Origin of the sequence: Bacillus sp. HMSC036E02 (genome assembly GCF_001836235.1) — a bacterium.
GTDB classification, from domain to species: domain Bacteria; phylum Bacillota; class Bacilli; order Bacillales; family Bacillaceae_G; genus Bacillus_A; species Bacillus_A cereus.
In genome coordinates, this window is sequence record NZ_KV827834.1 from 40092 (window position 1) to 63644 (window position 23553).

A 23553-nucleotide genomic window follows, 5' to 3' on the forward strand; every position below is an offset into this window, starting at 1 on the left:
CAGGGAATTTAATTCCCTGCTTTTCTATTTGGTTTATTGCCTGATGGTAAGAAGAACGATAACACCCAAGCGATACCTGCTAGTATCGTTGCGATTAAGAAGGCATCGTTAATACCGTTAATTGCAGATAGCTTTGAAATTTGTCCATATAATAGTTGTGTGCTCATCGCGTCTCCTGCTTGAGCTGATCCAGCTAAGGCCGCTAAACTTTGCCCCATGCCGTGTATTTTATCAACTAAAATTGGGTTTGATGTTGTTAACATGTTGCCGTAATCTGCTACGTGAGCAGTCGTTTGTTGCGTCATAAGTGTAATTAAAATCGCTGTTCCGATTGAACCCGCTACTTGTCTTGACGTATTTTGCGTTGCTGTACCGTGAGAAATTAATTTCATCGGCAGCGCGTTCATACCAGCCGTCATAATTGGCATCATAATGAATGACATACCAATTGAACGTATAATATAATCCGTCATAATAACGCTATACGGTGTATCCATCGATAATTTTGTAAATTCATATGTCGCATACGTCGTAATTGCCAATCCAATTATCGCTAATGGACGAATGCCATATTTATCGAATAATTTACCCGCTACTGGTCCCATGATCCCCATAATTAATGATCCTGGAAGAAGTAGTAAACCAGATTCAATTGGCGTAAAGCCACGAATGTTTTGCAGATATACTGGAAGCAATAACATACCTCCGAATAATGCCATCGTAACGATTGCGTTAATTACTAAAGTGAAAGTAAATACTGGATATTTAAATACTTGTAAATCAAGCATTTTATTGTCCGTTGTTAACTCTCTCCAAATAAATAACGCTAAACCAATTACACCAATGATAAGTGAAATAACAACTTCTGCACTAGTCCAACTATTATTTCCAGCTTCACTAAATCCGTACAATAAGCTTCCTAGTCCAATACTTGAACTAACCACACCGAATATATCTAATTTCGTTTTAGACACTGGCTGAGCTAGTGTAAAGAATTTTAAAGATAGGAACGTAATAATTAAACCGATAATAAACATCGCATAGAACATTAAGTTCCAGCTGTAATTTTCAATTACCCAACCTGTTACAGTTGGCCCGATAGCTGGAGCTAAAATCATCGCTACACCTAGTAATCCCATCGCTGCTCCGCGCTTATGAGGCGGGAATAATGTCATGAAGATATTCATACCAACCGGCATTAAAATACCCGCACCAACCGCTTGAATAACACGGCCCGTCATCATCATCGTAAAGTTTCCGGAAGTAGCACAAATGATAGATCCTACCGTGAAGAATAACATTGCTGCTACGAATAATTTACGATACGTAAATCGTGAAACTAAAAATGCACTAATCGGTACTAAAATACCATTTACAAGCATGAAGCCTGTAATTAACCATTGTGCTGTTGAAGTTGATACGTTAAATTCATTCATTAACGGAGGTAATGCAACGTTAATAATTGTTTGGTTTAAAATAGAAACGAACATGCCGAGAATTAATACAGCTACAACTGCTTTTACGTTCACATTCTCTACAGGCGTAGACATTTGTTTTTTCGGCACTTCTTTTTCTTGTTTTACTTCTTCTTGCTTTCCTGTTTCTAACTCAACTACATTAGAAATTTCCGATTCTTGCTTTCGTTCAATTTCTTTCTCTTCTGTTTCAACTTTACTTATTTCTATTTTACTTACGGCTGGGACTTGTTCTTCTCCCATTTTCGTTTTTTTCTTTCGCAAAAGACGATTTACAAGGAAGAAGACGATTATACAAAATAGTGCATATCCTGCAATTACAATTGAGGACATCTCATCTCCCCCTTACTTATGAATACGAACTGTCACATTCATGCCAGGAACAATATTTACTGATTTGCTATGATCTAAAGAAATTTTAACTGGTACTACTTGTGTTACTTTCGTATAGTTCGCTGTTGCGTTGCTTGATGGCAACATAGAGAATGTATTCGCTGTTGTTAAGCCAACTTGTTCTACTTTTCCTGTTAACGTTGTATCTGGGTATGCATCTACATACACATCTACATCTTGACCTTTTTGAACATCATCAACATCTGTTTCTTCAATGTTTGCTGTTACCCATAAATTGTTCATATCGAATGCGTAAGCAATCGGGCTACCAGCTCCAACGAAAGCATTTGTTGTTGCGTTTGATTGTACAACCGTTGCATTTTGTGGAATTGTTACATCTACTGTTTGTTCTCCATTAGCTGCCGCTACAGTAACAGTACCTAGTTTATCGTTCTCATTATAATTTTTTCCTACTTCAGCTTTCCAGTCAGTTAGTTTACCTGCTACTGGTGAAGCAACCGGAATTACCTTCCCATCAATCTTTGCATTGTCTGTTTTTAAGTAATTTTCCGTTTGGTTGTAATAGTAATAACCGCCAATACCGCCGCCAACTAGTACAATTAATGTGATAATGTTGATAATTACCATTCTTCGAAACTGATTCATTGCATTCCTCTCCTTATATCGCATATAATTTTTTTCTAAACTATTTATGTCCTTATTGTTTAGATTGTTTAATTGTTAATTATATTAACCTTTTAACAAAAAAATCACACCATCTGCAGCGTAAATCGAAATTTATCTACCTGCGAGCGGTGCTGATTTCTGAAGGACTATCGTTTATAATTATAAATAATTATTTTGAATCTACAACCGACAATTTACGTATGAAATGTCGCTTAAACAACAATATAATACCAATATGTTGTTTAAGTGTAGAAAATTAAACGAGGAGAAGAAAAATGTCTATTAAAAATACAAATGATCCACGTGTAAAGCGAACGAGACAACTCATTCAGGATGCTTTTGTCGCTTTAGTAGGCGAAAAAGGCTTTGAAAATGTAACTGTGCAACATATCGCAGAACGCGCTCCTGTAAATCGCGCTACATTTTATAGCCATTACCATGATAAATATGACCTATTAGACAAAAGTATTGAAGAAATGTTAGAGAAGCTAGCAGAAGTAATTAAACCGAAAAATAGAAATAAAGAAGATTTTCAACTTACATTTGATTCACCTCACCCTACATTTTTGGCTTTATTCGAACATATCGCAGAAAATGTAAACTTTTATAACGTTATGCTTGGGGATAAAGCTGCCGGAAACTACTCTTATAAAATGATGAAAACAATACAAGTGCATTTAACATTAAGCTTGTCTATTTCACAACCAGATGATGAAGATCTTATGGTTCCTCGTGATATTTTGATTAGTTATGTTACAGGGGCTCACATCGGAATGATTATGTCATGGTTAAAAAGAGGAATGATATATACTCCGCATTTTATGGCGATGCAATTAACTCGTTTAATTATTTTAGGCGCTCATACTGCAGCAGGATTAGAACGGCCTTTTTAAAACATAAAAAAGCGAAGGAGAATCTCCTTCGCTTTTTCTATTAATTAAATGTAATGTTATGTACAGCCTCTTTATCAAGACGTTTAATAACTTCTACAATTAACTTCACTGCATTTTCATAATCATCACGGTGTAACATTGCCGCATGAGAATGGATATAGCGCGTTGCAATTGTAATTGCCATAGAAGGAATACCATTTACAGCAATGTGAATCGCACCCGCATCCGTTCCTCCGCCCGCTACTGAATCATATTGATACGGGATTTGTAATTCATCAGCAACATCAACTACGAAATCACGTAAACCTGTATGTCCAATAACAGAAGCATCATATAAAATAATTTGTGGTCCATCGCCCATTTTACTTTGCGCTTCTTTTGACGTTACACCCGGTGTATCTCCAGCGATACCAACATCTACTGCGAACGCGATATCTGGTTTAATATAATTCGCAGATGTTTTTGCCCCACGAAGACCAACTTCTTCTTGTACAGTTCCAACGCCGTATACAACGTTTGGATGCTTTTCACCTTTTAATTGTTTTAATACGTCAATTGCAATTGCACAACCAATTCGGTTATCCCATGCTTTTGCAAGTAACATTTTTTCATTCTTCATCACTTGGAATTCAAAGTAAGGTACAACTTGATCTCCTGGTCGTACGCCCCACTCCATTGCTTCTTCTTGGCTAGAAGCACCGATATCGATGAACATGTCTTTAATTTCAACTGGCTTTTTACGAGCTTCTGGAGGTAAAATGTGCGGTGGTTTTGAACCAATTACACCTGTTACATCTCCTTTACGCGTTACAATCGTCACGCGTTGCGCAAGCATAACTTGTGACCACCAGCCACCAACCGTTTGGAAGCGAAGGAAACCTTTGTCATCGATTTGTGTAATCATAAATCCAACTTCATCCAAATGACCTGCAACCATAATTTTTGGGCCGTTTTCTTCCCCTACTTTTTTTGCAACTAAACTCCCTAAATTATCAGTAGAAAGTTCGTCCGCAAACGGCTCGATATATTTCTTCATTACTTCACGTGGTTCACGTTCGTTACCAGCAATACCACGTGCGTCCGTTAATTCTTTTAGCATTGTCAATGTCGCGTCTAATTTTGTCATTGCCAACACCCTCCTTTTTCTTCAGTCAATTCATTATACAATAATTAAATTGAAATATTCAAAAATTAAATTAGTATCCTTGTGTTTGACGCTGATGATTTACTTCATTTTTATCTAAATATGCTTTTTCAATCTCTTCTTGCTCAAATTCAAGTGCTTGTCCAAGTCGAAGATAGCTCGTAAATAATTCAATATAGTTTGTAATAGATGGTTGATCTGTAAAACGAATTACTTTCGCATATGTGTCTAAGAAAATTTCCACTTGTGTTTTATTCGTTTGTGCACATTTATAGAATAGAAAGTTTTTATCAATACCTAAATCAATTCCGATTGATAAAATAAAATGCAAACCATCTACGTATTCTTCTAATATTACTTCACGTTCCGATGCTGGTTTGTTGCTCCAATATTTAAAACAACGTGTTTCATTTGCAAGTTCTCCAATTTCTACAAGAAGAGCTAACATTTTTTCTTTTAACAATTTTTTCGGTTGTAAGTCATGTTCTTTTGCAATACGGTCATCTAATTCTTTTTGTAATTTAAATAGTTGTAGTAAGTCCATTCTATTGTCCTCCTCCAACATCGCATTTTACGCAACAATGTTGTTTCATCTCAAAGTTCATTATTATGTTTCAGTTCTTATGAATAAGTCAGCTATCTAACTCTTTATAAAATAGCTTGTCCTTAATTTACAAATACGTTTCAGTCATCGCTCTTAAATTGTTCATCTGATGAAAGTTCCATATCATCTTTCCATTATAGCAGTGTCGTTTCGGCTAGGAAAGATACTCTTCTTTCCAAACGAGCAGAATTGAAAAAAGCCAGGAGTATTCTCCTGACTTCATATGTATATTCTTCTATACTGCTATAACTTTTATATTGATTTTGTCATATTGATAACGACATAGTCGTTAATCTTTAGAATTTCTTTCACTTCTAACTTCTATTTGAATACAAATAAAAAAACCTTAGAAGAAAATTCTTCTAAGGTTTCAACTAATTAATTAGTTAATGTTGTTTTTTGCAACTGTTGCTAATTCAGCGAAAGCTTTTTCGTCATGAACAGCTAAGTCAGCAAGCATCTTGCGGTTAACTTCGATGCCAGCATTTTTAAGACCGTGCATTAAGCGGCTGTAAGAAAGACCATTCATACGAGCTGCTGCGTTGATACGTGTAATCCATAATTTACGGAAGTCACGTTTCTTTTGACGGCGGTCACGGAATGCATACATTAGAGATTTCATAACCTGTTGGTTAGCAACCTTGAATAATGTATTTTTTGAACCGTAGTAACCTTTTGCTAATTTAATTACTTTTTTACGACGTTGACGAGTAACTGTACCACCTTTTACTCTTGGCATAATATTACCTCCTAATTGTTCTATATATCAGCCGAACTTATTTTAAGTTGTCAAGCATTTGACGAATGCGTTTGAAGTCACCAGCGCTTACTACACCAGCTTTACGTAGTTTACGTTTAGCTTTTGTAGATTTGTTAGCGAATAAATGGCTTGTGTAAGCGTGAGAACGTTTCAGTTTACCTGATCCAGTCTTTTTGAAACGCTTTGCAGCGCCGCGATGAGTTTTTTGTTTAGGCATAGGTATTTCCTCCTCTATCTATTACTTATCGTTTTTCGGTGCTAAAACTAAGAACATACTGCGTCCTTCCATTTTAGGCTTAGATTCAACTGTACTAACTTCAGCACAAGCTTCTGAGAAGCGATCTAAAACACGTTGACCGATTTCTTTATGAGTAATGGCACGTCCTTTAAAGCGAATTGACGCTTTAACCTTGTCGCCTTTCTCTAAAAACTTGATAGCATTACGAAGTTTTGTGTTAAAGTCGTGTTCATCAATTGTTGGACTTAAACGAACTTCTTTCATGCTAATTACTTTTTGATTTTTGCGCTGCTCTTTTTCTTTCTTCTGTTGCTCAAAGCGGAATTTACCGTAGTCCATAATGCGGCATACTGGCGGTTTCGCATTTGGAGCAACTAATACTAAATCAAGATTAAGATTTGCAGCTAAGTCTAAAGCGTCATTACGAGACTTGATTCCAAGTTGATCGCCATTTGCGCCAACTAAACGTACTTCACGTGCACGAATTTGCTCGTTAATCATCATATCCTTGCTAATAGTAAGCCACCTCCAAGGTTTTCTCAGAACATATTTTGTAGTCATAGAACCCGAACAAAAAAAGTGCGGGCATACGACACCCACACTTGTAAAATCTTAAGTAAGAAATACATTTACCTGTTAACTGCGAATGCGTCCATCAGGTGAGAAGCGGGTGCTTCTACTTGTTCCACAAAACAATATTCTATTATCCTTGATGAGTTTATCATAGGACATGACGTCTGTCAAGAAGACGCGATGTGTTTTACTAACAACAAGAAATATTGTAACAAACAACTAACATACTTGCAATACTTTTTTATGATAAGTGTCACATGGTTATTTTTTCTAATTTCTCTCGAGTATATTACATAAAAAAGCCGCGGTATACCGCGGCTTTTTCTTATCGTTTTCCTTCTACTTTAATCATGTCAACAAAAGCATCTAATGCGATTGTTTCTGATTTTTGTTCACCATATTTACGTACGTTTACGCCGTTTTCAGTTACTTCATTGTCACCTACTACAAGCATGTACGGAATTTTTTGCATTTGTGCTTCACGGATTTTGTAACCTATCTTCTCTTCACGAGTGTCTAATTCAACACGGATACCAGCACGACGCAATTCGTCTTGTACTTTTTTCGCATAGTCTAAATGTACTTGCGGAGAAACTGGAATTACTTGTACTTGAACTGGAGCTAACCATGTTGGGAATGCACCTTTGTATTCTTCAATTAAGAAGGCTACAAAACGTTCCATAGTTGATACAACACCACGGTGAATTACAACTGGACGATGTTGTTTACCGTCTTCACCAACGTATGATAATTCAAAGCGTTCTGGAAGTAAGAAGTCTAATTGTACAGTTGAAAGTGTTTCGTCTTTTCCAAGAGCAGTACGAACTTGAACATCAAGTTTTGGACCGTAGAATGCCGCTTCACCTTCAGCTTCATAGTAATCAAGACCCATTTCATCCATAGCTTCTTTTAACATACCTTGTGCTTTTTCCCACATCTCATCATCCGCATAATACTTTTTAGTATCTGCTGGGTCGCGGTAAGATAGACGGAATGAGTAGTTCTCTAAACCGAAATCTTTGTACACTTCTAGAGTTAAGTTTACAACACGTTTTAACTCTTCTTTAATTTGATCTGGACGAACGAAAATGTGCGCATCGTTTAAAGTCATTCCGCGTACACGTTGTAATCCAGATAACGCACCTGACATTTCATAACGGTGCATTGTTCCAAGTTCTGCAATACGGATTGGTAATTCACGGTAGCTGTGAATATCATTTTTATAAACCATCATATGATGAGGACAGTTCATTGGACGAAGAACTAATTCTTCGTTATCCATTTCCATTGATGGGAACATGCCATCACGGTAGTGGTTCCAGTGACCAGAAGTTTCATAAAGCTCTCTGCTCCCTAGTACTGGAGTATATACGTGATCATAGCCTAAGCTTGCTTCTTTATCAACGATGTAACGCTCGATAATGCGGCGGATTGTTGCACCTTTTGGTAACCAAAGTGGTAAACCTTGTCCTACTTTTTGGCTATTAGTAAATAGTTTTAATTCTTTACCTAATTTACGGTGATCGCGCTCTTTCGCTTCTTCAAGCATACGTAAGTGCTCATCTAATTCTGCTTTCTTAACGAATGCAGTACCGTAAATACGTTGTAGCATTTTATTATTGCTATCGCCGCGCCAGTAAGCACCTGCAACGCTTAATAATTTAAACACTTTAATTTTCCCTGTAGATGGAAGGTGAACACCACGACAAAGGTCGAAAAATTCGCCTTGCTCATAGATTGAAATAACTGCATCTTCTGGAAGATCGTTAATTAAATCTAATTTTAACTCATCGCCGATTTCTTCAAAGCGACGAATTGCTTCTGCACGTGGTACTTCATGACGAACGATTTCTAAGTTCTCGTTCACGATTTTTTGCATTTCTTTTTCGATTTTCTTGAAGTCTTCAACTGTAATTGCTTCTTCCATATCAATATCGTAGTAGAAGCCATTTTCAATTACTGGACCAATGCCAAGCTCAACCTTAACATCTTTATATAAACGTTTTAACGCTTGTGCTAAAAGGTGGGCTGTTGAATGGCGTAATATATATAGGCCATCTTCAGAATCTAATGTAATGATAGAAACTGCACCATCTTCTTCGATTGGTGTAACAAGATCGATCATCTCATCGTTTAATTTTCCAGCTACAGCTTTTTTCTTTAAGCCTGGGCTAATAGAAGCTGCGATTTCTTCAGTTGTTACGCCTTTTGGAAACTCCTTCACAGCTCCATCAGGGAAAGTAATTTTAACTACATCTGCCATCACTGGTCACTCCTCTTTTTCTCAAAATAAAAAACACTCATCCCGTAAAAAGGGACGAGTGTTGAATTCGTGGTTCCACCCTTGTTCCAATTAACATAATTGTTAATTGCTCAAGTTCAACATAACGGTGTTGTCCGTTAGCAATTACTAGAAAAACCGTTCACTGCTAAAGTTTAGAGGTGGTAAGTAATAATCCCGTACTAGGAAGCTCACACCCTAAGGCTTCCCTCTCTGAAAATCGTAGAAAACTACTCATGTCCTCATCATGACATTTCAATATATTTCATTTATGTAGGTAATTATATGCTCAAAAACTTAGAAAATCAAGGGCGTTACCTTTATTTTTTAAATTTTTCACATTGCGCTCAAAATCATGTAATCCATGTAATTGGACCCGTTCTTGGAACACATTTCGCAAAGTAATAATCATATTATGGTCTTGTTCTTTCGTATATAAATAAATCTTTTTAGGCGAAATAGAAAGAAGCGGCGCAATTACTTTCGTATCAATATATACATCATTTTGCTTTAATAATTCCTCATCTATATATTGGACCAACTTCTCCTGTTTTAAACGTCTACCTTTATCATCATAAAAGATAAAGCTTTCATCAAAAATAAGATGCACGCAAGACAAACGTGATTTACGGCTACTTACTTGTTGCCGAAGCGTCTCAATGAACATTTGGTATTCTTGCTCCATCTTATATTCATCAATTGCCACTTCCGCAAGTTTAGCCACCATTTCCCTATATGTACGAAGACGAAAACGGATATATGATGAAAACGAGAATGAGAGCGGATCACAAAGCCAATTATTTAAAGAAGACTTAATATATGACTCAAATGCGTTACGCGTTAAATCCTGAGCTACACCTTTTCTTCTTCCCTTTAAAATCTCATGTGCCATGTGCAATATTTGATGACACTCTTCTTGTTCTTCATAAAAAAACTTTTCTTTTAAAATCGTATAAATCCACTCATTTTGTTTCACATTCACAATGAAATACACCATTACTGGCAATAAGATTTTTTCAATATAATTCGATTCACGTACTGGTATGTGAATCACCACTTTTTGTTCCTGTAAATACACACTCGTTTCCTTATATAACACTTCCGCTCTTTTCAGCAATTGTCTATATACGTGCATAGCATCATTTTTTTCTTCGAAGCAAATTTCAATCACTTTTGTCCCCCCTTTTATCCCCGCTCTAAAGGACTGTATCTATACGTTACAAATCCTATAAGAGTCCGTCCCGCGTGAATTTCACTCTTAGTAGAATCACATTTCCTATCGTTAGAAAATCCACTCAATATGGCTTGCTAATTTTATATATATTAAGGGAGGGAGAAAAAAATGATACAAGCTACTATGAATTTTTATTGTATACTTTACTTATCAATAAAATGGTGTATCTGAATGTTTGAATATAAATTCGTAAAAGTCGAATTACATTGGGGGTTCACTCGCTCAAAACCAGCTGAAGACTACCAAGAAATTATTCAAGAACATGCTAGAGATGGCTGGAGGTTCGTACAGATTGTTGCCCCTACGTTTGGCAGTTCTGGACAACCTGAATATTTCGATCTCATATTCGAAAAGAAAATATCACTATAATACAAAAAAAGAGCAAGCTGAGAAGCTTACTCTTTTACTTATGACGACGGTTTTTCCCACCAATTGGAATTGGTTTCGCTAAATATTTAATTCTTTCCATAATACGTGCTGCTTTCATTTCTTCAGCCTCACCACGCTGCGTATACGTTAAATGGTGTTCCAGTTGTTTAAAATCAAAATTAGACGTAAAGAACGTCGGTAAGTTTTCTAACATACGGAATTGCAAGATTGCACCAAGCACATCGTCACGCACAAAGCTTGACATCGCTTCTGCCCCGATATCGTCTAACATTAAAACTTGTACGCGTTTAACCGCATCAATCTTTTCACCAATCGAATTATCTTGAATTGAACTTTTAATTTCACGTAAAAATTCCGGGAAGTATACGAGCATCGAACTTATTTTCTTTCGAGCAAGCTCGTTCGCTATTGCTCCTAAAAGGTACGTTTTTCCTACACCAAATTTACCGTACAAATATAAACCTTGTGCTTTTTTACCTGGTTCATATGTACTTAAAAATTCATTCGCTGCACCAATTGCATCGATACGTGCATTTAAATCAGAAGGGTCTAAGTTTTCCATAGTTGCCTGCAAAATATCCGTTGGCATATATACACTTTGAACGAGTTTTTCATATTTCTTTCTCTCGTCATGCGCTACTTTTCTAACGCAGCGATCGTATTGAATATCAATCATCTTCCCTTGAATAACAAGCTTTGGCTCATAACCTTGTAGCATATTTTTACATGAACCTAAATCCGGACAATCCACGCAACCTACACTTTGTCCAATATATTCATATAACTTCACAAGACTGCGCTCAATCATAGAAGTCGTTACTTCACCCTTATGTTCGTCTATAAATTCTTTCACACGCGGATGCGCCATTACTTCTGCCTTTAGTACTTCATATCTATTTTTAAAGTTTTCATTTTCCATTAATTTTGCAAATGAATTTTGAATATGCTCCATTTTCTCACCTCAAAGAGCGTTCATTCTCTTCTATTAATCACGCTTATATTTTTTTAACACTTCTTCTAGTCGTTTTCTTTCATCTTCTAGCGTACTTGCATCTTTTTCTACATTTATATCTTTCTTCTCTGTTTCTTTCTCTTGTTCTTTCGGCTCTTCTTCCTTAAGCCAATCTGGCACCATTTCTTTCCGCACCGTTTTCTTCGCCGTACGGCCTTTTTTCTTCGTCTCAGCCCACTCTTGATATTGACGGTTCTCTTCTTTCGCTAACGCCATCGCGTCCGCTACTGTACCGACCTTTTTACGTGCCCAATGCCCAGCAATCTTCTCGACATACGTTTTCGCAAGTTTCATATCTGAGCGTAGCATAACGTAATAAATAAGTACATTCACAACTCCTGGTGTCAATTTTTGATTAATCATGACATCTTCAACAATCTGCAAGTCCGCTTTCGTTGCCTCTGCACCACCAGAAATCTCTTTCAATAGTTGTTTTGGCGAGATTTCCTCTAGCTGCTTTATTAACATCTCCTCTTGCGATGAAGGCTCTTTCTCTTTCATCGTACGTGCAGCATGAGGCTGTACTCTTTCACTTAATACCGGTAATGCTTGACCATTTTCAAATTGATACCAATCGCGCGCTCCTTTTCTAAGCCTTTCCGTATCAATTGTTTGCATCTCTGTCACTGCACCAAGAACGATATTTTGCATCGATAACACATCTACACCATACACGTAAGCAAGTGTTATAACGCAGTCTCTCACTTGATCTGTAATCGCCTTTTTAGGAACAAGAGCGGACAATCCATCTACAAATAAAGAGAAATCAAAGAAATCATTCCAAACTTTCGGAGCGTCTCCCTTCTCGTTACTTGGCATAGTTGTCGTTTTTGGAATACGAAGGTCTTCTTGCGCATGCTCCAGCTGTCCTGGATTAAACGAACCAAACACATCATTGAAAGAACGCGTAACATTTTCATAAGAAGCAAAATCAAATTCTTCTTCTAAGAAATATTGCTTTACTTGATTATATTTTGTCCGGCTCAATCGATTGTATAAAAAGATACTTAAAACAATATCATCAAAAAACTGCTTCGGAGATAAAGGTGGTTGCAACTCATATATGAACATTCGAATATCTTTTTCTTTCTTAATATACACCTTCAATAGCCCAATTGCCTCTAACTTTACTCGTTCCTCATATATTTCAGGAAGTTGCATTTGCATAGTCACCATAAGGGAATGATGCGTATTCTCTTTTCCAAATACACGATCTTGCTCTAGCTCTCCCCATAGTGTCATGTATAAGCTAAAAGCTCTACTACCTATTAACGGCTGATACAACATCGTTAACACTTTTCGGTCGTAATTGTGCAGTAGCCCTTTCGCACTTACTTTATAACGATCAATCGGCAATAGCTCCATCCATGACTGTTTTTCCATTCTTGCTTTTCCTTTCTCTCATCCAATCTATCCTCTACTTCATACGTTCTATCTTTATTATATAAATTCTTAGTGAAAAAGAGCTATTAGCTTGCGCTTCTAGCTCTCTTATCCTATTACTTACGGTATGTAAAGAGAATAAAATACAACTTCTACTCTCTTTCTTTTTGCAGTATATCTTTTAATTCTTCAATAAATACATTTAAATCTTTAAATTGACGATATACAGAAGCAAAACGTACGTAAGCAACATCATCAATATCGCGAAGCTCTTCCATGACAATTTCACCAATCATATCACTTTTCACTTCTGATATACCTAAATTACGCAGTTCACGTTCCACGCTTTGTGTTACTTCTTCTAATTGTCTTAAAGATACTGGTCTTTTTTCACACGCTTTAATTAAACCACGTAGAATCTTTTCTTTATTAAACTCTTCTCGTGTGCCTTCTTTTTTTACAACGATAAGAGGTGACTCTTCTACCCTTTCAAAGGTCGTAAAGCGACTTAAGCAGCTTTCACACTCTCTCCTTCTTCGAATAGAGCGCCCCTCGTCTACCGGACGCGAATCTAACACTCTTGTACCATTATGAGAACAGGATGGACAACGCAATACATTCACTCCTTTACACTATACTCTTTATTTTTCTCTACTCACTTCACCTAAAATATATATACAATATTATATAACTCATTCTAACTCTCTTACCACTTTAAGTTTCAGCGCATCACTTTATCATCTCATCCTTAAAAATAAGATGGTATATAGAGCACTACCTCATTTGCAAGAATCCAATTTATTCAACTAACGAGTACGTTATATTTTTCCTTTTTTATAAACTAAAAAAGAGGTGCATTATACACCTCTTTACATTTTAAATCAATTATGTTCTTTTTTAAAGAGCTTTTGTTTCTCTCTGCTTAATTTCGAAGCTACCAGTGCCTCGAGGAAGCTCGATGCTCTCACGCGTTTTCGCGTTTAAACCTTCTGCAATATATTCTGCAGCAACATTTGGATCAATACGATCCCCACAAGTATAAACATCAATACTTGCGTAACCGTGCTCCGGAAAGCTATGAATTGTTAAATGTGATTCCGAGATAATTACTACTCCACTTACACCTTGTGGTGCAAATTTATGGAAAGCAACCTCACGCACTTCAGCACCAGCTTTTAGTGCTGCATCCACAAATAATTGTTCAATATACGGCATGTCATTCAGTTTGTCGAAATCGCAATCCCAAAGTTCAGCAATCACGTGACGACCCATCGTATCCATAGTATCCATTCTACAGTTCCCCCTTGTAAATTTATTCTAACTGTTCGAATTGAAAACTAATTTGCAATTTGGCTTGCTCCACTACCACGGGGGAAAGTTAGTCCAGAGAGGTCCTAACCCTTTAAGTAGTGACTACGTACCTCAGCTCTTAAGTTTACGAGTGTTAGTATACTTTGTTTATTTTCATTTTGCAACAACAGTTTTTTCGATTTTCTGTCATATTTTCCTCTTTACTTTTCCCTAAAAAAAATAAATGATTCACAAATACAGTAATCACAACGTTTCGTGGTATGTCCACTTTCGAAAATATACTCCTATAATTTTTACCTTTTTAGAAAAAAATAAAAGAAGAGGGCAAATATTCACTTGCCCTCCCCTTATTCACTTAAATATGTTGTACATTTTCTTGTTTCGCTAATTCTTCAACAACTAACGTTACAAGATCTACAACACGACGAGAGTAGCCCCACTCGTTATCATACCAAGCAAGTACTTTCACTTTACGATCACCCATTACCATTGTAGATAAACCATCGATAATAGCTGAGTGTGTATTTGTATTAAAGTCGATAGATACTAAAGGCTCTTCGCTGAATTCTACAATACCTTTAAGCGCACTGTTTGCAACAGTTTTGAATGCATCGTTAATAGCTTCAACTGACACATCACGTTTTACATCTACTACTAAGTCAACAAGAGACACGTTTGGTGTTGGTACACGAAGTGCCATACCATGAAGTTTTCCGTTTAAATGTGGAAGAACTTTTGCTAGCGCTTTCGCAGCACCTGTCGTTGTCGGAATGATTGATTGTCCGCAAGCACGTGCTCTTCTTAAATCTTTATGTGGGTTATCAATATTTTTTTGGTCATTTGTATAAGCGTGAACTGTCGTCATTAAACCGTTTTCAATTCCAAACTGCTCATCTAACACCTTCACAACAGGCGCTAAACAGTTTGTTGTACAAGATGCATTTGAAATAACAGTATGTTTTGTAATATCTAATTGGTCTTCGTTCACACCAACTACAATTGTTACATCTTCATTTTTACCAGGCGCTGTTAAAATAACTTTTTTCGCTCCAGCTTCAACGTGAAGAATTGCTTTTTCTTTTGAATTAAATTTACCAGTTGCTTCAATTACAACTTCAACACCTAAATCTGTCCAAGGCAATTCCTTTGGATCGCGGTTGTTTAAAAGGCGAATCATTTTTCCATCAACTAATAAGTGATCTTCAAATGCTTCTACTGTTCCGTCAAACTTGCCATGAACTGTATCATATTTAATTAAGTGTGCTAACGTTTCAGATGGATAGCTTGCATTGATTGCTACAATTTCGAATGCGCTTTCTTTTATTGCTTGACGAAATACCATTCTCCCAATACGTCCAAATCCATTAATTGCCACACGAGTCATAATATGTTATCCCCCTTGAATGCGTTATACTATTTATCTCCAATCCCAATAATAGTATAACACAAAAAGGAGATATGTCACTAAGCATTTTCATTAATTTCACAATTTTTTAGTCAATAATGTTCCACTTCCTTAAAATTACCTGCAATTGTGTTTTCGTTCCCATAATTGTGCCATCATTATTTATCACTTCATCTGCATTTTTCACTTTTTCTTCTAACGGCATTTGAGATTGAATACGAGCTGTTGCTTCTTCTTCTGAAAAGTTATTTCGTTTCATTAAACGTTCTAATTGCGTATGCGGCTTAACCGCTACAACTAAAATGCGGTCAACGAGACTTGTTAATTTACTTTCAAATAAGAGAGGAATATCTAACACAACTGCTTGCATACCTTCTTTTATGTACATTTCCTTTTGCCTATTCATTTCCTCACGTACTGCAGGATGAACAATTTTATTTAACTGCAATCGTTTTTCTTCATTATAGAAAACGACACTTCCTAGTTTTGGACGATCTAGTTCTCCATCTTCTTGTAACACTTCCGTTCCAAATACTTCTACTATTTTGTTATATGCTGGTTTTCCTCGCTCTACAACTTCTCGTGCAATAATATCTGCATCAATTACTGGTATACTCAGTTCACGAAACATTTGAGATACTGTACTTTTTCCGCTTGCAATGCCTCCTGTTAATCCAATTACTACTGTCATCATAATCCTCCTCATAATAAAAGGCGCGAAACTAATGTTCCACGCCCATAGTTACATTTTCCAAATTCCAATAATAATGAGTAATACTCCAGGCAGGAATGTAAATTTTTGTAACCACTTCATATTCGATAAAACCGTTCCAAGTTTCATTCCAATAAATAAAAACAAAGAACTCATAATTGCAACTAATATCGCCATCATAGCGGGTGCATACCCTAATAAAGATGCACCAATTCCGGCACCAAATGAGTCTACAGAAAGAGCGATACCAAGAAGCAATGCTTCTCCTGCAGAAATGGTGCCTGATTTATCAAAATCTGCTACAGTCGGTTTCCTTAAAATTTGAATCACTAGCCCTAGCGAGGCAATCTCTAATTTCCAGACCTTCTCCTCTTGCTTCGGTTCTTCTTTTTTCTCACTTCGAAAAAATTGATATAATACCCAAATCCCTATTCCAATAAGAACAAGCCCACCGATACGCGTTGCGATAACAGGTGAAAATACTTTCGCGATCATATGTCCAATTCCCATTGAAACAAGCATAACAGCCGCTGAACACATTCCGATAATTATAATTGATCTTAGTGGAATTCTTACGCTTCTTAAACCATATGTTAGCCCTACACTACAGCTATCCAAGCTTAATGTAAAAGCTAATAAAATAAGAGATAAATAAAGGTACATCGGTAAGCTCCTCCCTTATACATAGCTCTGCTGTATGTATATGACAAATGCCTATCCGATGTTATCTCTTTTCTATATTCTAGGCTGACAAATTGGGCAGTAATGCGTTCCTCGTCCGCCAACAACTGTTTTTTCTAATATCGTACCGCAAGTTACACATGGTTCTCCCTTTTTTCCGTATACATTTAGGAGTTCTTGGAACGAACCAATTTGCCCTTGTGAGTTGATATACGTTCGAATTGTACTTCCGCCACGCTTCACCGCTTCGCTTAGCGTTGTAACGGTAGCCTCATAAATTCGCTCAATTTCTTCCACTGTTAAAGACGACGCTTCTCGTTCAGGATGAATTTGAGAACGGAATAAAACTTCATCTACATATATATTTCCAAGCCCTACTAAAAGACGCTGGTCCAATAGCACAACTTTTATTTTACGATTCGTCTTTTGCAATCTTTCTTGTAAATACTGCGTTGTCAATTCCGCATCAAATGGCTCCGGACCTAAGTCAGCAAGAGGCATTTGGTTCATTTCTTCACCTTTCTTAAAGAGATGCATCGTACCAAATTTTCTCACATCTTTATAATGTAATTCCGTTCCATCTGTAAATAAGAAACGGACATGCGTATGTTTATCAATCGGCTCATCCTCTTGATGTAGTAAAAACTTACCTTCCATACGCAAATGTGAAACAATAACATAATTTGTTACATATAGAAGCAAAAACTTACCTCTTCGCTTTATATTTTCAATCTTCTCGCCTTTTAGCATTTCTTTAAAAATTTCTGAATCATCCGGTCGTTTCACTATTTTTGGATAAGTAACAATAACATCTTCAATCGTTTTTCCTGTTACAAGATTTTCAAGTGTCCGTCTGACATTTTCAACCTCTGGTAATTCAGGCATTTCATCACTTCCTTATTTTGCGTCGTACCAAGTTGGACCGTAAGAATAATCAACTTTCAGCGGAACTGCGAGTTCAATTGCATGCTCCATTACTTCAGGTACAAGCTTCTCTAATTTTTCAATTTCTTCTTTTGGTGCTTCAAATATCAATTCATCGTGTACTTGCAGAAGAAGACGTGCTTGTAATCCTTCTTCTTCTAAACGATCCGCCATAATAATCATCGCTTTTTTAATAATATCTGCGGCAGTACCTTGAATTGGTGTATTCATCGCTGTACGCTCAGCGAAGCTACGTAAATTGAAATTACGACTCGTAATTTCTGGAATATAACGGCGACGATTTAATAATGTAGCCACATATCCTTTTTGTTTCGCATCTTTTACGATGTCCTCCATGTATTCTTGTACACCAGGGAAACTTTCTAAATACTTTTCAATAAATTCCGCTGCTGCTTTTCTTGTAATTCCTAAGTTTTGTGAAAGACCATAATCACTAATACCATATACAATTCCGAAGTTAACAGCTTTCGCTTGTCGTCTCATATTTGAAGTTACTTCATCTTTTTCAACGCCAAATACATCCATAGCTGTTTTCGTATGAATATCCATATCATGTTGGAATGCTTCAACTAGCCCTTTATCATTTGCAATATGAGCTAATACACGCAGTTCGATTTGTGAATAATCAGCCGCATACATAATCCATCCTTCTTCTGACGGAACAAATGCCTGACGAATCTTTCTTCCTTCTTCTAATCGAATCGGGATATTTTGCAAGTTCGGATCCGTTGAACTTAATCGACCTGTTTGCGTTAACACTTGATTAAAGCGAGTATGAATTTTAGATGAATCTTCATGTACAACTTTCAGTAAACCTTCAATGTAAGTTGAATTTAGTTTCCCTAATTGACGATAATGTAAAATATTTGGAATAATTTCATGGTGATTCATAAGCTTATCTAGTACATCAGCTGACGTAGAATAACCTGTTTTCGTCTTTTTAATAACCGGCAAGTTTAAGTTCTCAAACAGAATAACACCAAGCTGCTTCGGTGAATTAATATTAAATTCTGTTCCCGCAAGCTTATAAATTTCCTGTTCCATTTCCTTTAATCTACCCGCAAGTTCTTCTCCCATATTACGAAGACGCTCTGTATCAACTTTTACACCCTTTACTTCCATATCAGCTAATACACGTGCAAGCGGCAATTCTAACTCTGTAAACAGTTCATATTGCTCATTCTTCTTTAACTCTTCAACGAATGTTTGCTTTACATCATATAATACATGAACTTTACGAGCCACATGCTCCGCTACTACCTCTAACTTTGGAACAGCACGCTTCGCACCTTTTCCGTAAACTTCTTCATCAGATTTCACAGCATGCGTTTCTTTCATTTTCGCTACAGTACGGAAGTCTTTATCCGTATCAGCTGGATCAAGTAAATAAGCAGCGATTAATAAATCAAAGTCAATCCCTTGCATATCTATCCCATTCCATTTCAGTGCAACGATTGCACGCTTCGCATCAAATGTATGCTTTCTCATTTCTCCATCTGCAAGCCACTCTTTAAAAGCATCTGACTTAAGAGCAATGTCTGTCTGAATAAAGTAACATCCATTTTCATTTTGAATACCGAAACCTTGAATGTCTGCTTTATGATAGTTATCTTCTTGTACTTCAACGATAAGCGCACTATCTTGCTGAAGCATTTCTTCTGTAACTTCTTCCACAATATCAAATGTAATATCATCTAATTCAGCTGGAGCAGTTTCTTCTGGCGTAACGCCTAATTTATTTAAAAGAGATGTAAATCCTAAACTCTCGAACATTGGAATGACATCACTTGCTTCATATCCTTTATACGCCATATCATCCACATGAACTGTAATCGGCGCATCTGTAATAATAGTTGCAAGATCCTTACTCATAAGAGCTTGTTCTTTATTTTCTTCCAGTTTTTCTTTTAATTTCTTCCCACTTACTTGATCTATATTTTCATACACCGCTTCAACCGTTCCAAACTGTGTTAACAATTTAATTGCCGTTTTTTCACCAACTCCTGGTACACCCGGTATATTATCTGACTGGTCTCCCATTAAACCTTTCATATCGATAATTTGCTTTGGTGATAAGCTGTATTTTTCAAATAAAGCTTCTTTCGTATATTCATCCACTTCTGTAATCCCTTTTCGCGGAATACATACAAGCGTGTTATCAGAAACAAGTTGAAGTAAATCTTTATCTCCTGAAATAACTTTTACACTTGCCCCTTGCTCACTCGCTTCTTTCGCTAACGTTCCCATGATGTCATCCGCTTCATAATTTTCTAATTCATAACGCGGTACATTGAACGCATCCAGCATCTCACGAATAAATGGGAATTGCTCTGATAATTCAGGTGGAGTCTTTTGACGCCCTCCTTTATACTCACTATACGTTTTATGACGGAACGTTGTTTTGCCTGCATCAAACGCCACTAACATATGAGTCGGCTTTTCTTCCTCTAATATTCTCATTAACATCATTGTAAAACCGTAAATTGCGTTCGTATGTATACCTTTGTCGTTATTTAAAAGCGGTAGTGCAAAGAAAGCACGATACGCGATATTATTACCATCTACTAATACGACCTTTTTTTCCAAAATTAAAACCTCCCCATACAAATTTGAAATGATTTTTTTCACAGAAAAAAACCGTTCCTTTCCTCTCTCTATATTAACATGACTAATAGAGAGAAGAAAAATAACGGCTATTTTCTTTCATATATAAAGCAGACTTATATTGGCATAAAGGGAAGTGACGAGAACAGCTTAACTATTCTCGTCCAAAATTACTCCTTGGATGAAGGGGTTTTCATGTATTATATTAACAGAGCTTTATTAATATTTAATTAAGCCATTGTTAATATATTGTAAACATCCTTCATCCTATTTTTCAGTTGCTGATTTCGGTAAAACAACTGTAAACGTTGTCCCTTCTCCAACTTCACTATCTACTGTAATCGTACCTTGATGCGCCTCAACTAAATGCTTTACGATCGACAATCCAAGGCCGGTACCACCAGTATTTCTACTTCTTGCTTTATCCACCCGGTAGAAACGTTCAAAAATACGCGGAATTTCCTCTTTACTAATACCAATTCCAGTATCCGATACTTTTATATAAGCATTATATTTATCTTCCGCTAACTCTACTGAAACAACGCCTCCAGCCGGTGTATATACGATTGCGTTATTAATTAAATTAATAAAGATTTGTTTCAAACGACTTGGATCTCCAATAACAGAGGCACGTTTTAATACATTCACTTGTAAAGAGATCTCTTTTTCTCCTGCTTTATTATCAAGCACCATATGAATATCTTCAAGCAGCCCCTTCATGTCAACGGTTCCCATATTTAATTTAAATCCTTGTTGTTCGATCTTCGACAAATCTAATAAATCTTCAATTAATCCTTGCATGCGCTCACTTTCTTTTAAAATAATGTGCAAGAAATGTTCGCAGAATTTTTTATTATCCATCGCTCCGTCTAAGAGTGTTTCTGAAAAACCTTTAATAGAAGTAATCGGTGTCTTTAATTCATGAGAAACATTCGCTAAAAAGTCTTTTCTCATTTGTTCTAATTTCTTTAACTCTGTTATGTCATGGAATACGAGAACAATCCCTTTCCATTCATGGTTTGTCCCGATAATCGGCGCTCCATATACTTCGAAATGCTTCCGTTCAATTCCAAGTGGCAATAACATTTGTTTACGCACTTTCACTTCTGTCATAAAGATTTCTTCTACAAGCTCAATAATTTCTGTATGATGAAACGATTCATAATATAAGCGATCTAAATATTCTTCATCTGTTACGTGGAAAGTTTCCTTATAAGAGCGGTTTACAAGGTTTATATATCCTCGGCTATCAATTAAAATCATTCCACTTCCCATATTTTCAATTAACGTGTGCAGACGATCTTGCTGCATTTCTTGTTCAAGTGTCATCTCTTGTAAATTTCGTGCTAAAATATTAATCGCTTTACTCAGCATTCCTGTTTCATCCGAATGACTTTCGTATGCACGTGCTTTATAATTACCCTTTGCCAATTCAATTGCAACTTTCGTAACCGATTCAATTGGCCTAATATATTGCCCTGTAATTTTCATACCTAAAAATACAACTACGAGACAAGCAATGACAAATCCGATAATTAATAATCCCCACGTTTTTTGATGTACGTCTCTTAAAGGATCAATTATACTTTTCACCAAAATGTATCCTTGTTTTCCTTCTACATCTTGAACGAACACCGCATGATAAAATTCATTCTTTCGATCCGTTTCTTTCGTAATTACTTTACTTCGTTGTTTTGCCACTTCCGAAGAAAGTTCTTTAATCGTCTCTGGACTAAATGCCAATTCTTGTCCTTTTCTATATTGAACTTTCTTTTTTTCATCCAAAAATACGATAGAAACTGGTATTTTTTCTTCTAACTTTTCAAATACGTATGGATTTTTTAAGACATTATTAAAACCTTGCTCTTCTGCTAACGTCGCAACATACTCCGTCTCTTTTACCATTCTCTCTTTAGCATGATCTATATAGTAGTTTTCAAACACAGTTTCTAGTAATAAACCTAGTCCAACTAAAATAAATACAATAAGAGAAACAAATGTAAAAAGAAGCCTGGAACGAAATTTATTCATTCCCTTTTGGCTCCTCTAATTTATATCCTAAACCACGTATCGTTTTAATGTACGTCGGTTTTTTCGTATTTTGTTCAATTTTATCGCGCAAATGGCTAATATGAACATCAACAATTCGTGTATCACCAGCAAAATCATAATTCCATACAGCACTTAATAATTGATCACGTGTCAACACGCGACTTTTATTTTTCGCAAGATACACAAGTAGTTCAAATTCTTTTGGTGTTAATTCAAGCTTTCTTCCTTGGAAATAAGCCTCATAAAACTCCGGTAAAATTTTAAGTTCTGCAATTGTGATGCTATCTTCGTCTGGCGCTTCTGCAACTTGTTCTTCTTGTTGTAATTTCGTGCGGCGCAAAATTGCCTTCACACGAGCAACAACTTCTCTTGGACTAAATGGCTTTGTCATATAATCATCTGCCCCAAGTTCAAGGCCTAGCACCTTATCAAACTCATCATCTTTTGCCGTTAACATTAAAATCGGCGTCATAACGCGCTGCAATCGTAATTCTTTACACACTTCCATACCATCCATTTTCGGAAGCATTAAATCTAATATAATTAAATCTGGGCGTTCTGTTGTCGCTTTTTGAAGCGCCATTTCTCCATCCATCGCTGTTATAACTTCAAACCCAGCTTGTTGTAAATTAAATTCGATTAAAGTTAAGATAAATTCCTCATCATCAACTACTAAAATACGATTGTTCATTCTTTTCCTCCAAGTTATAGACTTGAAACCTTCTTCATCCTAGTATTTTCCCCGTTATTCTCATCATACTAGAAAACAAGGTCCCTCTCAATATAATTGTCTATTCATGGATTCGGATTGTGCTATTGTTATTCCTAAAAACAAT

At 36.3% G+C, this 23553-nt stretch carries 22 protein-coding genes and 2 other annotated features; of the genes, 2 read left to right on the plus strand and 20 right to left on the minus strand.

The annotated features are described in order from the left end of the window. Positions 1 to 8: 8 nt before the first annotated feature. Together HMPREF2590_RS10900 and HMPREF2590_RS10905 are read right to left on the minus strand one after the other, a co-directional pair. The gene (locus tag HMPREF2590_RS10900) at positions 9 to 1808 is read right to left on the minus strand and encodes a DHA2 family efflux MFS transporter permease subunit (protein ID WP_000095271.1); all 1800 of its coding nucleotides are present in this window, start codon (positions 1806 to 1808) and stop codon (positions 9 to 11) included. Positions 1809 to 1820: 12 nt separating this feature from the next. Further along, positions 1821 to 2474: an HlyD family secretion protein gene (locus HMPREF2590_RS10905; RefSeq protein ID WP_001071419.1), complete on the minus strand. Its 654-nt coding sequence runs from the start codon at positions 2472 to 2474 to the stop codon at positions 1821 to 1823. A gap of 296 nt (positions 2475 to 2770) precedes the next feature. Between HMPREF2590_RS10905 and HMPREF2590_RS10910 the strand changes: the two genes are divergently transcribed. Next, on the plus strand, positions 2771 to 3388 hold the full coding sequence (locus HMPREF2590_RS10910; protein ID WP_000023661.1) for a TetR/AcrR family transcriptional regulator: 618 nt from the start codon (positions 2771 to 2773) through the stop codon (positions 3386 to 3388). A 40-nt stretch (positions 3389 to 3428) separates the two neighbouring features. Here the strand turns inward: HMPREF2590_RS10910 and HMPREF2590_RS10915 are convergent, their stop codons facing one another. The 7 genes from HMPREF2590_RS10915 to ytxC form a co-directional block, all read right to left on the minus strand. Then, on the minus strand, positions 3429 to 4514 hold the full coding sequence (locus HMPREF2590_RS10915; protein ID WP_000163557.1) for a M42 family metallopeptidase: 1086 nt from the start codon (positions 4512 to 4514) through the stop codon (positions 3429 to 3431). A 70-nt stretch (positions 4515 to 4584) separates the two neighbouring features. Next, positions 4585 to 5076 (minus strand): dUTP diphosphatase, encoded by a 492-nt coding sequence (locus HMPREF2590_RS10920; protein ID WP_000365050.1) that lies wholly within the window; start codon positions 5074 to 5076, stop codon positions 4585 to 4587. Between the two features lie 442 nt (positions 5077 to 5518). Continuing rightward, positions 5519 to 5875 (minus strand): 50S ribosomal protein L20, encoded by a 357-nt coding sequence (rplT, locus tag HMPREF2590_RS10925; protein WP_001138362.1) that lies wholly within the window; start codon positions 5873 to 5875, stop codon positions 5519 to 5521. 37 nt (positions 5876 to 5912) lie between these two features. Beyond that, a complete protein-coding gene (gene rpmI / locus HMPREF2590_RS10930; RefSeq protein ID WP_001125945.1) occupies positions 5913 to 6113 on the minus strand; it encodes a 50S ribosomal protein L35 in 201 nt (66 codons plus the stop codon). A 21-nt stretch (positions 6114 to 6134) separates the two neighbouring features. Next, positions 6135 to 6638 carry a translation initiation factor IF-3 gene (gene infC / locus HMPREF2590_RS10935; RefSeq protein ID WP_000973215.1) on the minus strand — a complete coding sequence of 168 codons (504 nt, stop codon included), beginning with the start codon at positions 6636 to 6638 and terminating at the stop codon, positions 6135 to 6137. Positions 6639 to 6701: 63 nt separating this feature from the next. Further along, positions 6702 to 6822: a sequence feature (ribosomal protein L20 leader region), on the minus strand. Positions 6823 to 7032: 210 nt separating this feature from the next. After that, positions 7033 to 8970: a threonine--tRNA ligase gene (gene thrS, locus HMPREF2590_RS10940; RefSeq protein ID WP_000786083.1), complete on the minus strand. Its 1938-nt coding sequence runs from the start codon at positions 8968 to 8970 to the stop codon at positions 7033 to 7035. A gap of 47 nt (positions 8971 to 9017) precedes the next feature. Beyond that, positions 9018 to 9246: a binding site (T-box leader), on the minus strand. 31 nt (positions 9247 to 9277) lie between these two features. Then, positions 9278 to 10159 (minus strand): putative sporulation protein YtxC, encoded by an 882-nt coding sequence (ytxC, locus tag HMPREF2590_RS10945; protein ID WP_000569629.1) that lies wholly within the window; start codon positions 10157 to 10159, stop codon positions 9278 to 9280. A gap of 234 nt (positions 10160 to 10393) precedes the next feature. On the opposite strand from ytxC, the gene HMPREF2590_RS10950 reads away from it, so the two are divergent. After that, complete coding sequence (locus HMPREF2590_RS10950) at positions 10394 to 10591, plus strand: DUF4177 domain-containing protein (protein WP_000464456.1); 198 nt, start codon at positions 10394 to 10396, stop codon at positions 10589 to 10591. A gap of 34 nt (positions 10592 to 10625) precedes the next feature. Here the strand turns inward: HMPREF2590_RS10950 and dnaI are convergent, their stop codons facing one another. From dnaI to phoP, 11 genes are all read right to left on the minus strand, one after another. Beyond that, on the minus strand, positions 10626 to 11564 hold the full coding sequence (gene dnaI, locus HMPREF2590_RS10955; RefSeq protein ID WP_000400104.1) for a primosomal protein DnaI: 939 nt from the start codon (positions 11562 to 11564) through the stop codon (positions 10626 to 10628). A gap of 33 nt (positions 11565 to 11597) precedes the next feature. Continuing rightward, positions 11598 to 13007, minus strand: coding sequence for a replication initiation and membrane attachment family protein (locus HMPREF2590_RS10960; protein WP_000415028.1), 1410 nt, complete (start codon positions 13005 to 13007; stop codon positions 11598 to 11600). Positions 13008 to 13159: 152 nt separating this feature from the next. Then, entirely contained in the window at positions 13160 to 13621 is a 462-nt protein-coding gene (nrdR, locus tag HMPREF2590_RS10965) for a transcriptional regulator NrdR (RefSeq protein ID WP_001203687.1), read from the minus strand. 283 nt (positions 13622 to 13904) lie between these two features. Next, complete coding sequence (gene speD / locus HMPREF2590_RS10970) at positions 13905 to 14288, minus strand: adenosylmethionine decarboxylase (protein WP_098413228.1); 384 nt, start codon at positions 14286 to 14288, stop codon at positions 13905 to 13907. A gap of 385 nt (positions 14289 to 14673) precedes the next feature. Then, entirely contained in the window at positions 14674 to 15702 is a 1029-nt protein-coding gene (locus HMPREF2590_RS10975; RefSeq protein WP_000198969.1) for a glyceraldehyde-3-phosphate dehydrogenase, read from the minus strand. 109 nt (positions 15703 to 15811) lie between these two features. Then, the gene (coaE, locus tag HMPREF2590_RS10980) at positions 15812 to 16414 is read right to left on the minus strand and encodes a dephospho-CoA kinase (protein WP_000219316.1); all 603 of its coding nucleotides are present in this window, start codon (positions 16412 to 16414) and stop codon (positions 15812 to 15814) included. A gap of 51 nt (positions 16415 to 16465) precedes the next feature. Further along, complete coding sequence (ytaF, locus tag HMPREF2590_RS10985; RefSeq protein WP_000281743.1) at positions 16466 to 17098, minus strand: sporulation membrane protein YtaF; 633 nt, start codon at positions 17096 to 17098, stop codon at positions 16466 to 16468. 72 nt (positions 17099 to 17170) lie between these two features. Next, complete coding sequence (gene mutM, locus HMPREF2590_RS10990) at positions 17171 to 18001, minus strand: DNA-formamidopyrimidine glycosylase (RefSeq protein WP_001114499.1); 831 nt, start codon at positions 17999 to 18001, stop codon at positions 17171 to 17173. Positions 18002 to 18013: 12 nt separating this feature from the next. Next, positions 18014 to 20647: a DNA polymerase I gene (polA, locus tag HMPREF2590_RS10995; protein ID WP_000412803.1), complete on the minus strand. Its 2634-nt coding sequence runs from the start codon at positions 20645 to 20647 to the stop codon at positions 18014 to 18016. A gap of 285 nt (positions 20648 to 20932) precedes the next feature. Beyond that, on the minus strand, positions 20933 to 22696 hold the full coding sequence (phoR, locus tag HMPREF2590_RS11000; protein WP_001032110.1) for a sensory box histidine kinase PhoR: 1764 nt from the start codon (positions 22694 to 22696) through the stop codon (positions 20933 to 20935). After that, a complete protein-coding gene (gene phoP / locus HMPREF2590_RS11005) occupies positions 22689 to 23408 on the minus strand; it encodes a two-component system response regulator PhoP (RefSeq protein WP_001065220.1) in 720 nt (239 codons plus the stop codon). Before phoP ends, phoR begins: the two co-directional genes overlap by 8 nt. Positions 23409 to 23553 lie beyond the last annotated feature (145 nt).